Source organism: Nitrosomonas marina, assembly GCF_900110145.1.
Classification (GTDB): Bacteria; Pseudomonadota; Gammaproteobacteria; order Burkholderiales; family Nitrosomonadaceae; genus Nitrosomonas; species Nitrosomonas marina.
The window spans coordinates 39630-54695 of the sequence record NZ_FOCP01000022.1; the positions used below are offsets into that span (position 1 = coordinate 39630).

18 protein-coding genes and 2 pseudogenes are annotated in these 15066 nt (G+C 47.4%); 18 read left to right on the forward strand and 2 right to left on the reverse strand.

Annotated elements, in window-relative coordinates:
• Positions 1 to 87 precede the first annotated feature (87 nt).
• Together BMX44_RS13235 and BMX44_RS13240 are read right to left on the reverse strand one after the other, a co-directional pair.
• Entirely contained in the window at positions 88 to 456 is a 369-nt protein-coding gene (locus BMX44_RS13235; protein WP_090633874.1) for a KfrB domain-containing protein, read from the reverse strand.
• Between the two features lie 65 nt (positions 457 to 521).
• Positions 522 to 1589, reverse strand: coding sequence for a ParB/RepB/Spo0J family partition protein (locus tag BMX44_RS13240; protein WP_090633876.1), 1068 nt, complete (start codon positions 1587 to 1589; stop codon positions 522 to 524).
• Between the two features lie 551 nt (positions 1590 to 2140).
• Between BMX44_RS13240 and BMX44_RS13245 the strand changes: the two genes are divergently transcribed.
• From BMX44_RS13245 to BMX44_RS17305, 18 genes and pseudogenes are all read left to right on the forward strand, one after another.
• Complete coding sequence (locus tag BMX44_RS13245; protein ID WP_090633878.1) at positions 2141 to 2539, forward strand: helix-turn-helix domain-containing protein; 399 nt, start codon at positions 2141 to 2143, stop codon at positions 2537 to 2539.
• Between the two features lie 99 nt (positions 2540 to 2638).
• Positions 2639 to 3598 carry a P-type conjugative transfer ATPase TrbB gene (gene trbB / locus BMX44_RS13250; protein ID WP_090633880.1) on the forward strand — a complete coding sequence of 320 codons (960 nt, stop codon included), beginning with the start codon at positions 2639 to 2641 and terminating at the stop codon, positions 3596 to 3598.
• Between the two features lie 20 nt (positions 3599 to 3618).
• A complete protein-coding gene (locus tag BMX44_RS13255) occupies positions 3619 to 4047 on the forward strand; it encodes a TrbC/VirB2 family protein (RefSeq protein WP_090633882.1) in 429 nt (142 codons plus the stop codon).
• A 67-nt stretch (positions 4048 to 4114) separates the two neighbouring features.
• On the forward strand, positions 4115 to 4426 hold the full coding sequence (locus BMX44_RS13260) for a conjugal transfer protein TrbD (protein ID WP_090633884.1): 312 nt from the start codon (positions 4115 to 4117) through the stop codon (positions 4424 to 4426).
• Positions 4423 to 6960, forward strand: coding sequence for a VirB4 family type IV secretion/conjugal transfer ATPase (locus BMX44_RS13265; RefSeq protein ID WP_090633887.1), 2538 nt, complete (start codon positions 4423 to 4425; stop codon positions 6958 to 6960). The genes BMX44_RS13260 and BMX44_RS13265 overlap by 4 nt, the downstream gene beginning before the upstream one ends.
• A complete protein-coding gene (locus tag BMX44_RS13270; RefSeq protein WP_090633889.1) occupies positions 6957 to 7754 on the forward strand; it encodes a VirB8/TrbF family protein in 798 nt (265 codons plus the stop codon). The genes BMX44_RS13265 and BMX44_RS13270 overlap by 4 nt, the downstream gene beginning before the upstream one ends.
• A 12-nt stretch (positions 7755 to 7766) precedes the next feature.
• The gene (trbG, locus tag BMX44_RS13275) at positions 7767 to 8666 is read left to right on the forward strand and encodes a P-type conjugative transfer protein TrbG (RefSeq protein ID WP_090633891.1); all 900 of its coding nucleotides are present in this window, start codon (positions 7767 to 7769) and stop codon (positions 8664 to 8666) included.
• A gap of 101 nt (positions 8667 to 8767) precedes the next feature.
• Positions 8768 to 9229, forward strand: a complete 462-nt coding sequence (locus tag BMX44_RS13280) for a conjugal transfer protein TrbH (protein WP_245738937.1) — start codon at positions 8768 to 8770, stop codon at positions 9227 to 9229.
• Positions 9230 to 9231: 2 nt separating this feature from the next.
• Positions 9232 to 10656: a TrbI/VirB10 family protein gene (locus BMX44_RS13285; protein ID WP_245738938.1), complete on the forward strand. Its 1425-nt coding sequence runs from the start codon at positions 9232 to 9234 to the stop codon at positions 10654 to 10656.
• Positions 10653 to 11468, forward strand: a complete 816-nt coding sequence (trbJ, locus tag BMX44_RS13290; RefSeq protein ID WP_090633897.1) for a P-type conjugative transfer protein TrbJ — start codon at positions 10653 to 10655, stop codon at positions 11466 to 11468. The genes BMX44_RS13285 and trbJ overlap by 4 nt, the downstream gene beginning before the upstream one ends.
• 22 nt (positions 11469 to 11490) lie before the next feature.
• Positions 11491 to 11673 carry a hypothetical protein gene (locus BMX44_RS13295; protein WP_090633900.1) on the forward strand — a complete coding sequence of 61 codons (183 nt, stop codon included), beginning with the start codon at positions 11491 to 11493 and terminating at the stop codon, positions 11671 to 11673.
• 35 nt (positions 11674 to 11708) lie between these two features.
• Complete coding sequence (gene trbL / locus BMX44_RS13300) at positions 11709 to 12782, forward strand: P-type conjugative transfer protein TrbL (RefSeq protein WP_090633902.1); 1074 nt, start codon at positions 11709 to 11711, stop codon at positions 12780 to 12782.
• Positions 12783 to 13079, forward strand: coding sequence for a TrbM/KikA/MpfK family conjugal transfer protein (locus BMX44_RS13305; RefSeq protein ID WP_090633904.1), 297 nt, complete (start codon positions 12783 to 12785; stop codon positions 13077 to 13079).
• 101 nt (positions 13080 to 13180) lie between these two features.
• Positions 13181 to 13411 (forward strand): DUF433 domain-containing protein, encoded by a 231-nt coding sequence (locus tag BMX44_RS13310; protein ID WP_090633906.1) that lies wholly within the window; start codon positions 13181 to 13183, stop codon positions 13409 to 13411.
• Positions 13408 to 13794, forward strand: coding sequence for a DUF5615 family PIN-like protein (locus BMX44_RS13315; RefSeq protein ID WP_090633908.1), 387 nt, complete (start codon positions 13408 to 13410; stop codon positions 13792 to 13794). Before BMX44_RS13310 ends, BMX44_RS13315 begins: the two co-directional genes overlap by 4 nt.
• A gap of 40 nt (positions 13795 to 13834) precedes the next feature.
• Positions 13835 to 14311, forward strand: a complete 477-nt coding sequence (locus BMX44_RS13320; RefSeq protein WP_090633910.1) for a transglycosylase SLT domain-containing protein — start codon at positions 13835 to 13837, stop codon at positions 14309 to 14311.
• A gap of 78 nt (positions 14312 to 14389) precedes the next feature.
• Positions 14390 to 14734, forward strand: a pseudogene (locus BMX44_RS13325) (transposase); the annotation flags it as partial.
• Positions 14735 to 14823: 89 nt separating this feature from the next.
• A pseudogene (locus tag BMX44_RS17305) lies at positions 14824 to 14970 on the forward strand (IS110 family transposase); the annotation flags it as partial.
• Between the last annotated feature and the right edge of the window lie 96 nt (positions 14971 to 15066).

Consider the following 15066-nt stretch of genomic DNA (forward strand, 5'->3'; position numbering starts at 1 on the left):
TTGAATAGAGTTGAAAACAAAACGAATGATCGCCATAGGTTCAGCGTATTGCAATTTACAGCTAAAAAACAAAAGAAATTTAGACCTTTAAATTTTTAATACCTTTTTCTTCTTAAGTGCATCAGTTTGTGTCAAATTCGCTTTTTGTCCATCATATTCGATAGCCACATCCTTCCCGGCAATAGGCTTGCCATTAATCGCATTTAACTGATGCACAATAAAATCTTTTCCAGCCTGCTGATAAAAAACTTCATTTTCCTTGTCGACGTATAAAATCTTGCCTTCATACTGTTTTTTGTCTTCAGGGGTTTTAGCCAGGTAGATATTATAGATGCCGGGTTTGATACCCTCTTCCGCTTTTTTGATGGTACCAGCGGTTTCCCATTCATTATTGACCATAGCCTGAATAATCTTTTGTCCGTTCATTACAACAATGCGCAGTTTCTGGGTTGTCATTTTTGTTTTTCTTTTATCTAATCGTTAGTTGATTGCTGGTAGGTTGCGTACACGAATTGATTTATCTAACCTGTTTCCTGATTGGCGAGTTCATCCAGAATTTTGAACAGATCAAAGTTTGTTGATCTCTCTGCACCATACAAAAAAGCAATCAATTGCAAAGCACCACTGCCTTTGGCTGAGAAGCGTCCGTCCTGCAGTGCATTGATAGTGTACTGAATCCTGTTCGAACAATGCCTGCCTTTTTCAAAGTAGTCTTTCACGTTGGTTGTGAGCCGCTTCTTATCATCTTTGGATAAATCCCGCACTAAATCTTTTGGATTGCGCTTGCCTTTTTTAATCAGATGATAAACAGAATCGAGCAATGAAGCCTGCGTGCTTTTTGGGTTTGTTTTTTGCTGATCTGTAGCTGTTTCGGGTTTTTCTTCTGTTTGTTGCGCTTGTTCGCCCGAATCAATGAAGCCTTGTTGCTTTTTTTGCTCCAGGAATTTGCCGAACTGTTTTACATCCAGCCTGGATATCTCTTCCGGCGCGCTCAAGTTGAGCCAGTTAATGACTTCTTCTTTATTCGCCCTGTAGTATCTCGTCAAATCATAAATGGCTGTCACATCGGTGCATCGTCCTGTGCGGTAGATTTCATCGATGGGGTCGGGCAGATCGAGTAAGGCTGCATGGGTGGTAATATACGGATTGGTTTTGCCGATACGTCTGGCAATCTCAGATTTGGTTTTACCGGCAGCCAGTTGTCGGCCGATAAAATCGGCAATCTCTCTTGATGTCAGATTATCCCGTTGCAGATTCTCGATTACCTGATCGGCTTCACTGTAATCAGCATCGATAAACGCCGGTATGGTTTTTAATCCGGCATTGATGCTGGCACGATAGCGTCTGGCGCCATGATTGATGATATAGGTTCCCGGTTTCTCCGGATTGGGACGTACCGATATCGGTGATTTCACCCCCCTAAGTTTAACGGTTTCCGTTAACTCGCGCAGCGTATCCTGGTTGAATTCCTTCCTCGGTTGATTACTATCTTCAACAATCAAATCAAGATCGATTTCAGTAGCACCCATTGGCGTTGCAGGCGCAGTGGTTTTTTTACCGGCACCGGCTCCTCGCTTTCTTGCTGTCATATGTATCCTGTGTGTTTATTGATTTTTATTGTGTCAAGCAACACTATTGGCGAGCATTTGATCTGGCGGGCACGATATTGAATGCGAACTGGTGTCTGCAAAAGTCAGGCCGGGAAACATGAAATGGCAGATGGCATCATCGATAAAACCTGATCTGTGTCTCCTGTCCAAAAACCAGGTACCCGCTTCTCTTCCATCCGTTCGCTAACCGCATTAATTAAGCTAACTCGTTTCACTCACAGTAATACAATTACTGTTTAGCCAGATGATCAATCAATACATTATTTGCAATAGTGTTTATTGACAGGGTTAACTGTCAATAACAATGCTTGTTAATCACACAGCACATCATTTGGCTGAATCATTTTACTTCCTCCTCCTAGCTACATCTTATTGTTTTTTCTTGGTTCACTGTATATTAGAATCCAGTCTGTTGATACTGTTCTTTTTTTTCTTGCTGATGGATTAAAATACCAGCTTTACAGCTGCAAAACAATGACCGGCATTGCTTTAAGCGGCTTAAACCCTGCAACCAGAGTAGTTATTATTACATGTACAACCTGATCCTGATCACAAATATTTTGCGCATCCTTGATGAGAAAGGCATGACCAAGTCGGAGCTGGCCAAGAAAGCAGGTGTTTCGATTGCCTTCTTTACCGACTTAACCAACGACAAAGCCAATCCGTCACTCAGAATTATCGAAGCGATTGCTGAAGCTTTAGAAACGCCACTGCCGATGTTACTCGACAGTTCCGATATGAAACTTACCGACCTTGAGATGCTCGCCAAACGCAAACCCGGCAAACTGCCCAAAGGCTTTGTTTGGAAAGGTGGTGTACTAAGCGAATATGAAGCGTATCAGGTTGATCAATGGGATAAAAAAAATCGCACCTTTCTATCCAAAGAAACCAAAAAGAATAAAATAAAAGCAAAGGCAAAAAACCAATAATTAACAAATAACGAAAAAATTAACAAAAAAGTATTGCACCAATTTAAAATTCGTTATATCGTAATGTCACTTGATAATTATTGAAGTGGTGACATTACCATGCCGGATCAATCACCCAATATCATATCGGTTAAAGACCGCGCCAAACGCAAGCTAGAGCGCGATGCCCGTGAAATCGTAACCGCCCTGCAAGACCCGGATACGGTGGAAATCATGGTCAATGCCGACGGACGTATCTGGCAGGAAAAACTCGGGCAAAAGATTACCTGTATCGGCAATCTTCAGGCTGCTCAGACCGAAGCAGTCATTAAAACGGTTGCCGGATATCACGGCAAGGAAGTCACCCGGTTCAATCCGATCATCGAAGGAGAATTCCCACTCGACAATTCCCGTTTTGCCGGGCAATTGCCGCCAGTGGTTACCTCCCCTACTTTCGCCATCCGTAAAAAAGCGGTTGCCATATTTACGCTTGATCAGTATGTCGAGAAAGGTGTGCTGTCATCCAGACACTGCAACATCATCAAACAAGCCGTGCACGAACATCGTAATGTCCTGGTGATCGGCGGCACCGGTTCAGGCAAGACAACATTGATCAACGCCATCATCTTCGAGATGGTGCTCAACGACCCGGAAGAACGCATTTTTATTCTTGAAGATACCGGTGAAATTCAATGCGCGGCTCAGAATTTTGTGCAGTATCACACCACACTCGATGTCGACATGACGCAGTTACTCAGAACCACACTGCGCATGCGCCCCGACCGCATACTCGTTGGTGAAGTCCGGGGTGCCGAGGCACTCGACCTATTGGATGCCTGGAACACCGGTCATGAAGGCGGCGCCGCCACCTTACATGCCAATGATGCGTTATCCGGCCTGACGCGTTTGGAGTCACTCATTTCAAGAAACAACCACGCACCAGCTGAAATCAAGCCGCTCATTGCTGAAGCGGTCGATGTGGTGATTCATATTGCACGCACAAAGCTTGGCAGACAAGTGCGCGAAATACTTGAAGTCTACGGTTTTAAACGCGGCAATTACCAGACCCGGCGATTGTAATACTGTTTGAGGAGTCGATTATGAAGCTGAAACAGAACAAACCAAACACCTTTTTGTTTTACGCACTATTGGTTCTCATGTTTCTGGGTTTGCTTCTGTTTGCCAATAACACCCTGGCGGCGGTTGGCGCCGGTGGTGCGCTACCGTATGAATCGTGGCTGGTAAATCTGCGTAATTCCGTGACCGGTCCGGTTGCATTTACCCTGTCCATCGTTGGTATTGTTGTAGCCGGTGGCATTTTAATCTTTGGCGGTGAATTGAATGCGTTTTTCCGCACGCTGATTTTTATCGTGCTGGTGATGGCGCTATTGGTCGGTGCTAACAACATCATGACCAACTTGTTTCAAGGTGCGGTGATTCCGGTTGAATCATCCTTGGTGGACACATCAGAAACGGAAGTTTATCAAGATTTAAAAACAGTTCAGGGAACACAGAAACAGAAACTTTAGCGGCCGCCATGCTGCAATTACAGCAAATGCAGTAATCGTAACTTTCTTGTTTTACAGGAGGTCTGTTATGGCATTACGAACCATACCGATCAGACAATCGGGCAACCGTCCGAATCTCTTCATGGGCGGTGACCGCGAACTGGTGATGTTCTCGATCCTGATAGCAGCCACATCCATTTTTGCGGCAATGGAAATCAAGACTACGCTGTTTGGCGTAGCACTTTGGATTTTTGCCTTGTTTGCTCTGCGCCTCATGGCCAAGCACGATCCGCAGTTACGTCATGTGTATCTGCGCCAATTGCGCTACAAAAAATATTATCCGGCCAGAAGCACGCCGTTTACCATCAACTCGTCACACATGGAAAAGCAGTTCCAATGATTACCGCCATAACGATACTGATTGCTGCATTGGGTGCGTTGCTGCTGTTGATACTTTTTATGCGCATCCGTGGAACGGAGCAGGCATTCAAGCTCGACAAATACCGATCCAAAGATACCGGTTTTGCCGATTTGCTGGTGTATGCCGCCGTTGCCGAAGACGGTGTTATTGTCGGCAAGAACGGCGCATTAATGGCGTCCTGGCAATTCTGTGGCGCCGATACCGCCAGCAGCACTGATGTGGAGCGCGAGCAGGTGTCACTGCATATCAATCAGGCGTTATCGCGTTTGGGTAACGGCTGGATGATCCATGTGGATGCCATCCGCAAACCAGCACAGGGGTATTCAGACAAAGGCTTGTCGAATTATCCTGACCCGGTAACGGCAGCGATTGACCAGGAACGCCGAGAATTGTTCGAGCGTATCGGTGAATTGTACGAGAGCTGCTTTGTCGTCACGCTGACATTTTTGCCACCGATGCTCGCACAGCGCAAGTTTGTTGAACTCATGTTCGATGATGACACGGAAAATCCAGACTTCAAATCACGCACCAACAGCCTGTTAAAGTACTTCGAGCGCGAATGCGCCAACTTTGAATCACGGTTGTCATCCACGTTTGAATTAACGCGCCTACAAAGCAGAAAACAGGTCTACGAGGATGGCACAACCGTCACACTTGATGATTTCCTGTCGTGGTTACAGCTTTGCATTACCGGCAACGATCAACCGATGGTATTGCCATCCAATCCGATGTATCTCGACACTATTCTGGGTGGACAGGAAATGTGGGGCGGTGTTGTGCCCAAAGTTGGGCGTAACTTTATTCAGACCGTTTCTATTGAAGGCTTTCCGCTGGAATCAACGCCCGGTATGCTCAATATCCTCTCGGAATTGCCCGGTGTCTACCGTTGGTCGTCACGCTATATCTTCATGGATACGCATGAAGCGGTGGCACACCTGGATCAATACCGCAAAAAGTGGAAACAAAAGATACGCGGTTTCTTCGATCAGTTATTCAATGTGCAAAGCAGTCATGTGGATGAAGATGCACTGAATATGACTGAAGATGCACAATCGGCGATTGCAGAGACCAATAGCGGCTTTGTGGCCCAAGGCTACTATACCAGCGTCGTCGTTTTAATGATGGAAGACCGTGCAGCATTGGAAGATGCAGCGCGTAAAGTGGAAAAAGCCATCAACCATTTAGGCTTTGCCGCACGGATCGAAACCATAAATACCATGGAAGCGTATCTCGGCAGTCTACCGGGCCATGGGGTTGAGAACGTGCGCCGTCCGTTGATCAATACGATGAATCTCGCCGATCTGCTGCCGGTTAATACCATCTGGACAGGTAAAGCACAGGCGCCCTGCCCGATGTATCCACCGAATTCGCCGCCACTCATGCATTGCGTCACGCAGGGTGCGACACCATTTCGGCTAAACCTGCATGTGCGCGATCTCGGTCACACCTTCATGTTCGGACCGACCGGTGCGGGTAAGTCTACGCACCTGGCATTGATTGCCGCGCAACTTCGGCGTTACAAAAACATGTCGGTTTACTGTTTTGATAAGGGGTTGTCGATGTACCCGTTGACCAAAGCGGTTGGCGGGCAGCATTTTACCGTTGCCGGTGATGATGAAGCACTGGCATTCTGTCCGTTGCAGTTTCTCAAATCCAAAGGAGACCGTGCCTGGGCGCTCGAATGGATTTGCACCTTGGTGGAATTAAACGGTGTCACCGTCTCACCGCAACAGCGTAACGAAATCAGCCTCGCGATTACCAACATGCATCAGAGCGGCTCGCATACCTTGTCCGACTTTCTGGTCACTAGCCAGGATGAAGCCATACGCGAAGCACTCAAACAATACACGATTGACGGCATGATGGGTCATTTGCTCGATGCCGAGGAAGACGGACTGCACTTGTCGAGTTTCACGACATTTGAGATTGAAGAACTCATGAATCTCGGTGAGAAGTATGCACTGCCAACGCTGCTGTACCTGTTTCGCAGAATTGAGCGCAGCTTGCAGGGGCAGCCTGCCGCTATTTTGCTCGATGAAGCCTGGCTCATGCTGGGTCACCCTGTCTTTCGCGCCAAGATTCGTGAATGGCTGAAAGTCATGCGCAAGAACAACTGTCTGGTATTGATGGCAACACAGAGCTTATCGGATGCCGCCAACAGCGGCATACTCGATGTAATTGTCGAATCGACCGCCACCAAAATCTTCCTGCCCAACGTCTTCGCACGCGATGAAGAAGCGGCAGCACTGTACCGGCGCATGGGATTGAATACCCGCCAGATTGAAATCCTGGCGACTGCTATACCCAAACAGCATTATTACACCGTATCAGAAAACGGCAGACGGCTGTATGAACTCGCGCTTGGGCCGCTGGCACTCGCCTTTGTCGGATCGACAGACAAGGAATCAATCGCCACCATCAAGAAGCTTTGCGCCAAATACGGTGATGGCTGGGTGAATCAGTGGCTGGCAATGAAAGGGCTCAAACTATCGGATTATGGAGTGGCTGCATGAGTACCATCAGTGATTTAACCGAAAAAATCAAAAAGCATAAACTCAGTCTTTCAGGTAAAACTGATATCCGCAGGGATGATAAGATCGATTCCCAAACCTTCATCGAAGGCGGACGCCGTGCCGGCGAATCGGAGAATCCATATCTGTCTGCCCGGCGCACCTGGAACGATCATATGCGATCCGTTCAATCGTCGAGAAACATGTGGCAGATACTGGCTATTTTATGCCTGATGATTGCACTGGCCGGTGTTGGCGGCATGATTTATATCGGCAGCCAGTCGAAGTTTATTCCGTATGTCGTTCAGGTCAACAAACTCGGTGAAGCGATTGCGGTATCACGCGCCGATGTGGCAGCAGTTGCCGATCAGCGTGTTGTACATGCTTCGCTCGCATCGTTCATTAACGAAGTCAGAATGGTCACGCCGGATATCGCATTACAGCGCAAAGCGATCTTCAGAGCCTATGCGATGCTCAAAACCAACGATCCGGCAATGGCCAAAGCGAATGAGTGGTTTAATGGTACCGAATCCAGTAGTCCGTTCAAACGCGCTGAAACCCAAACTGTAAGTGTTGAAATTATTTCCGTCATTCCCCAGTCACCTGAAACCTGGCAAGTTGACTGGCTGGAAAAAGTGTATGACCGGCAGGGACATCAACTGGAAGCACCGTTCAAGATGCGAGCCCTTTTAAGAGTCTATCACCGGCCACCGACACAAAGCACCACCGAAGAACAAATCCGTAACAATCCGCTCGGCATTTATATTCAGGACTTCTCCTGGTCGCGGCAATCGTAATGAGGTTCTATCATGAAACGCATAGTCACCTTAACCTCCATTTTTTTACTGATTACAGGTGTCGCTTCCGTTTTCGCCAGCAACCTGACAGAAGCCTACTTCAGCGGCAAGAATCCGCAATTAACACAGCAGGAACGCGAAGCCATCGCGATGGCAAAAAAATGGCAGGCAAATAGTGCACAGGGCATCAAGCCGGTTGCTGGTACTGACGGCTCGATCCGTTTCCTGTTCGGCGCGCAACAACCGAGCATTGTCTGTGCGGTATTGCAGGTCTGCGATATTGAATTACAACCGGGTGAACAGGTCAACTCCATTCACCTGGGCGATCAGGCACGCTGGCTCATCGAACCGGCCATTACCGGACAGGGTTCCAATGAAGTGCAGCATTTGATCGTCAAGCCGATGGATGTGGGTTTGGAAACTTCACTTGTCGTTACCACCAACCGCAGAACCTATCACATACGATTACGTTCACACCGGCGTGAATTTATGCCCAGAGTCGGTTTTATTTACCCGGAAGATGCATTGGCTAAATGGGATGCAATCAAGGCACAGGAGAACCGCGCACTGGAAATCCGGCAATCACGCGTAATACCTGAAACCGGAGAATATCTCGGCAATCTTGATTTTGCGTATTCGGTCTCCGGCAATGCGGTATGGAAACCGGTACGTGTGTATAACGATGGCCAGAAAACCATCATTCAAATGCCGAAAGTCATGGCACAGACTGAAGCACCGACGTTATTGCTGTTAAACCGCAAAGGCGGTCTGTTCAAAAAAGACGACACGGTCATGGTCAATTATCGCCTGCAGGGTGATCGCTACATTGTCGATGTGGTATTTGACAAGGCAATCCTGGTTGCCGGTGTCGGCGGCAATCAAAACCGTATCACGATTACACGGGGGAATTGATCATGTTGTCAAAACTTCATGTAGCAAGACCCAATAGATGTTCCATCAACAAACCTGTTCTGATATGTACAGTTATTTTGCTATTGCTGGGCAGTTGTGCAATGACACAACCGTATGGCAGTTTTATCCAGAACCCGTCACTGGCGTTCAGTCAATACAGCAAAGTCATGGCTGACGATGTGGCCGATCAGATTGGACGGCTTTATCCGGCTGCCAGCACACAATTTGATATGCAACATCCTGCGAGTGATCCTTTTGGTCAGGCTTTGATCGACAGCCTGCGCATGCATGGATATGCGGTTCAGGAAACGGTAAAACCGGATAATCCGCTATTAGCGGTTGTATTCCCTGACCTGGTTGATGAAACCGATGTGCAACCACAGCAAATTGCTCAGACTGAAACCAAACCCGGTCTGGCACTGCGCTATATCATCGACCAATCCGATAACTTGTATCATGTCAGTATCCTGATCGATGATCAGCGGCTGACACGCGCGTTTGTTGATCAGTCCGGGCAGATTCAACCTGCTGGTTTGTGGGTGCGCAGGCAACTGGAGGATTGATGATGGCCACGGATAAGCTTTTATCGCCGGATACTTCGCCCGACACTGTTGCCAAAACCATAGGCGTGCGCCGTGTCAACAACCTGCCGCTGTATATCTTTGGTGCCATCATGCTGGTATTCATGTTGCTCATGGGCATTGTCGCGATGAACCGGGCGACCGACCGTCATAACTTATCCGGGTATGAGCATGATCATGACGCTGATTCGAGCAGTAACTTTGCGAACCTCATTGCCAAGGATTATCTGGGTGGACTCATTGAACCCAGGATACAGCCTGAAACACCTGAAGAACCGCAGACAATTTCACTGCTTGATGGAATTATCATCGAGCGGCCTGTCGATCTGGATTTGCCACCTGCGCCACCAGCGCTGGATCATTCCAATACTTCGCACAATGCCGAACTCGAGCATATCCGTCTGCTCAAACGCCAACAGCTTGAAGAAGCAATCAAAGCCAAAACCAGTGTTAATGTGATTGCCCCCAGAAGTGCAGCTTCCGCACCGCAATATACCGGTACCGGTAGTACACCATCACGCGAAGAAGCACTGGCTGAGATGGCCAGGGTGCGCCAGCAGATCGATGCAAACCTGCGTGAAGACCCAACCGCAGCCTATCATGCACGCCTTGCGCATTTGCGGCAAAATCAAAGCAGTATGGGTGCGGGTTCTGGCGCCGGTATTGGTGATCCATATGACGATACAGCACCGATGCTGTTGAACGATCCGGTAACCGGAAAAGTGAATGATTATGCGCGTTTTGATTCAGCACAAGGTGATGAACGCTGGAAACTTGATAGCGATGTTAAGAAACCGCAATCGCCTTACATCCTGCAAACCGGTTTTGTGATTCCGGCAACGCTGATATCGGGCATCAATTCCGAACTACCCGGACAGATCATGGCGCAAGTCAGTCAGAACATCTTTGATTCACCGGTTGGCAAACACCGTTTGATTCCGCAAGGCTCACGACTGGTTGGCACATACTCCAGTGAAGTTGAATACGGACAGGCCAGAGTGCTGGTGGCTTGGCAGCGCATTATCTTTCCGGATGGCAAGACGATGGATATCGGTGCCATGCCGGGTGCTGACGGTGTCGGTTATGCCGGATTCAAGGATCAGGTGAACAATCATTACCTGCGCATCTTCGGTTCAGCGCTGATTATGTCCGCGATTGTGGCAGGCACTGCTTACAGCCAACGCGATGCAGGCGGTGCATTCGGACGGCAAAATGCGGGCAGTATTATGAGTCAGTCGCTTGGCCAGCAACTGGGATTGGTCACCGCCAATCTGATCCGCAAAAACATGAATATCTCACCGACGCTTGAAATCAGGCCGGGGTACCGGTTCAACATCATCGTGACCAAAGACATGGTGTTCAACAAGCCTTACCAATCGTTTGACTATGCAAGGAGTAATCACCCATGACAAACATCAGAGGATATTTCAATCCATTTACACGCTGGAAGAAAATAGCAGGAATCGTTGCAGTTCTTATTGCAATGTTTAATACAAACGCCAATGCTGGCGGCATTCCAGTCATCGATGCGGCCAATATCCAGCAAACCACGGTTGCCGCAATTGAAAACGTGTCACAAACGTTAAAGCAGATACAGCAGTATCAGACACAATTGCAGCAATACGAAAACATGATCCGCAACACCCTGGCGCCACCGGCGTATGTCTGGGCGCAAGCACAATATACGATGAACAAGCTCATGCATATGACCGATACCATCCGCTATTACGGCCAGCGCTATGGTGGTCTGGACGGTTATCTGCAACGTTTTCGCAACGTGAACTACTACCGCAGTTCACCGTGCTTCAATCTCGACGGCAATTGCACTGAATCGGCATGGAGCATATTAAAACAAGGACAGGAAGCCAGTACCGATGCACAAAAAAGTGCCAACGATGCCGTGCTGCGCGGCCTCGATCATCACTCGCAACAGATTCCACTCGATGCCGCACAACTACAAATCCTGCAACAGCGCACTCAAACCGCACAAGGGCAAATGGAGGCTTTGCAATATGCCAATCAACTCGCTGCCCACCAAGCTAACCAGTTGCTACAAATTCGCCATTTACTGATTGCGCAACATAATGCGATCAATGCCCAGAACCAGGCCAAAGTCGATCAGGAAGCCATATGGCAGGCTGCGCGGGAAGTGGCCACAAAACGATTGAGTCCGCAAACATTGCCAACTGGAAGAGGCTGGTTGGTCAAAGATGCTTTTTAATTCCTCATGCAAGGAGAGTTTCATGAAAAATATTCAAATAATCAGTCTGGTAGTTTGTTTGCCTTCTTTGGTAGCGCTGCCTAGTTGCTCTAAGGATGGAGACGGCCAGCTTGAGCTAAAAGAACCTAAGAAAGAATTGAGTGAGATGCCGGAAAGAAAGAATTGGCTGGAGATCGATATAACTGAAGACTCTCCAGACAAATAGTAAAAAATTATTCCAGATTTACAGGAGCAATCAAAATGCTCAGAATACAGCTGTCCTTTTTTGTCTTTGTATTTTTGCTAAGTACATCTTCCAGCGCTTTTGCAGAACTGTCATATATTGATCCTGCAACCAACCAAAGCGTACTTGACCAGGTTGTTCAAAAGTTTCACGGTAAAGTTAAAACCTGGCAAAACATCATCCAGGGAGCTGCGGAACGCTTGTTCTGGACATTGGTCTTGATCTCCATGGTATGGACATTCGGCATGATGCTATTGCGCAGAGCTGATATTGGCGAATTCTTTGCCGAATTTACGCGGTTCATTATTTCTACCGGATTCTTTTTCTGGTTGCTGACCAATGCGGTATCAGGACATAACATTGCTGGCACCATCATCAGTTCAATGCAGCAACTTGGCAGCAGTGCCGCTAATTTGTCCGGTGGAACCAGTCATTCCAGTATTATGGATGTTGGTTTCCTGATATTAAGTCAGGCATGGAATAATCTTTCAGTCATGCAGCCGGTAGACAGTTTTATCGCAGTAATCATGTCATTAGCAATTCTTATTTTGCTTGCTGTAATTGCTGTCAATATGCTTTTACTGTTAATTAGCAGTTGGGTATTACTGTACGCTGGCATTTTTTTATTGGGTTTTGGCGGTGCACGTTGGACGACCGACATCGCCATTAACTACTTTAAAACGGTTCTCGGTGTCGGCATTCAATTATTTGTAATGGTTTTAATTGTTGGCATCGGCAGTGATTTGTTAATCAGCTTCCACGGCAAGATGTCGAGAAATGTTCTTAGCTTTGAAGAGCTAGCCGTGATGCTGATCTTCACCATAGCTTTGTGGATACTCATTTCCAAACTCCCTCCACTGATTTCAGGAATCGTGACCGGCAGCAGTATCGGTTCGACCACCGGTATCGGCAGTTACAGCGCCGGTGGCCTGGTAGCGGCAGCGGGAACAACTGCGGCAATTACCGCTTACGGCGTCTCCGCATTACGCAGAAACAGCCCTGTGAAGGGAATAGAGCCGCTAATGAATGCAGTTAAAGCGGGGCAAAATGCCGAGAGTAGCGGCAATTACATTTCCAAAGGAGGCAAGTAAATGAAAAAGTATTTCATAAGCTTTATAGCAATGCTGTTTTTAAGCGCACCGGTTCAGGCAAAAGATTCCTGCAGTACTGTGCTCTGCATGGCGGGAATGCTGCAAGGTGTGGGTGTTGTTTCCGAATGCAAGGGCTTTGTCCAGGATTACTTTGATATCATTCTGTTCAACAGTCATGGCGGCATCAGCCTGAACAAGACGTTCAAGGCGCGTGGCAAGTTTCTAGGAAAATGCACATCGGCAGGCAACTGGCCGGATATGATTAACAACAAGTACGGCAGACAATTGGGATTTTAACAGTTGCTTGAAATGTCGCCATTTAATTGATTTAATGGGCATACGTGAAATTGTTGTATACAAACAGAAACTAATCAGTCTGTCATTGAAAGGATAAGCATATGGAACAACTTGATCGCATCACCCAGCAACCCGGCATCATGGGTGGTAAGGCATGTATCCGGGGAATGCGTGTTACAGTCGGTATGATCGTGGGACAAATTGGTGCGGGCCGCAGTGTCGATGAAATTCTTACCGACTACCCTTACCTTGAACGTGAAGACATAATGCAGGCGCTGCGGTATGCAGCATGGCGTTCGGAGGAACGTGAGGTCATACTGGCTTCGCAATGAAACTGCTCATCGACATGAATTTGTCACCTCGTTGGGTTGAAGCGCTGGTTATCCATGGTATTGAAGCAACACACTGGGCTTCAATTGGCGCATACAATGCATCGGACAGTGAAATCATGGCTTACGCCAAAGCGAATGATTATATCGTTCTGACTCACGATCTTGATTTCAGCGCCATTCTGGCTGCAACGCACGGAGAAAAGCCCAGCGTAGTACAAATTCGTGCTGATGATGTCAGCCCTGACGTGATCGGCAAGCAAGTGATCGGTGCATTACAGCAAATGACATCTGATTTGGCTGATGGTGCCTTGTTAACCATTGACACCAACCGTACCCGAGTACGGCTGCTTCCACTCAGGCCCAAGCCGTTGGAAGATAAATGACTCCACCAATGATCATTGCCAGAAACATACATATCCGCTTATGATGGATTTACCGCCAGACATGCAGGAACGTGTCGTCTGTTCCATCATCGCTGCGGTGAAATATGAAATTCCGGCCAACATTTTGTTGGCCATCGCAGAAAAGGAAGGCGGCAAGCCCGGTCAATGGGTAGAAAACAGTAACGGTACGCATGATGTTGGCGCGATGCAATTCAACACAGCGTATTTACAGGATTTATCCAAATACGGTATCAACGCCGATCATGTTGCGAAACCCGGATGTTATGCCTACGACCTGGCCGCTTGGCGGATTCGCCTGCACATCAAAAATGACCAAGGTGATATCTGGACAAAGGCAGCAAATTATCATTCAAGAACACCTGAATATAATGCACGGTATCGTGTGGATTTGATTGTCAAGGCAGTAAAATGGGCTGGATGGTTAGAAAAAAGGATCAGTGAATACTCCACCGGCCACAAGCCGGTGGCTTCGGATTACGGCTTAAAGCCGGATTAATCGGCCATTCGGCCGATTGCTTGGGAGTATTAGAAATTCTGTGTCATTCCTTTATTATTAATTTTATAGGAGTGACAAATGAACAAGACTACATCGCAATTTGATTTTGAAGAAGCACTGGAGGCATTGAAATCAGGGCGTGATTTAAATGGAAAAGATGGCATATTAACGCCATTGATCAAACAACTCACTGAAGCTGCATTGGCAGCGGAACTTGAGCAGCATATAAAATCCGGGGATGAACAGAACCGGAAGAATGGAGCCACACCAAAGAGCGTCCAGTCGGCTTCAGGCAGTTTTCAACTGGATACGCCCCGAGACCGCAACGGTACATTTGAGCCGCAGTTGGTTAAAAAGCATCAGACCCATCTCACCGATGAAATCGAACGCAAAATTCTATCGTTATTTGCGTTAGGCTCTAGCCCAATGGGATGGACTCCTCCACCCTTAATCGGCATCAATGTGCCAGACTAGAGTAACTATCAACTAGTCAAAGAAGAGAGGAGTCCGAGATGAACATTACACGAATTGGAATAGATTTAGCAAAACAAATATTTCAGATACATGGTGTTGATAAACAGGGAGAAGTGGTTCTGAAAAAACAACTGAGACGTTCTCAAGTGCTGTCATTTTTTGAAAAGCTAAAACCTTGTTTAGTAGTGTCAATCGGCATGTAAAACTTACCAGGATTTTGGATAAATCGGCGTTGAAAAGTATCCACTCTGAGATGATAAATTACCGGCATTTTGCCGGAG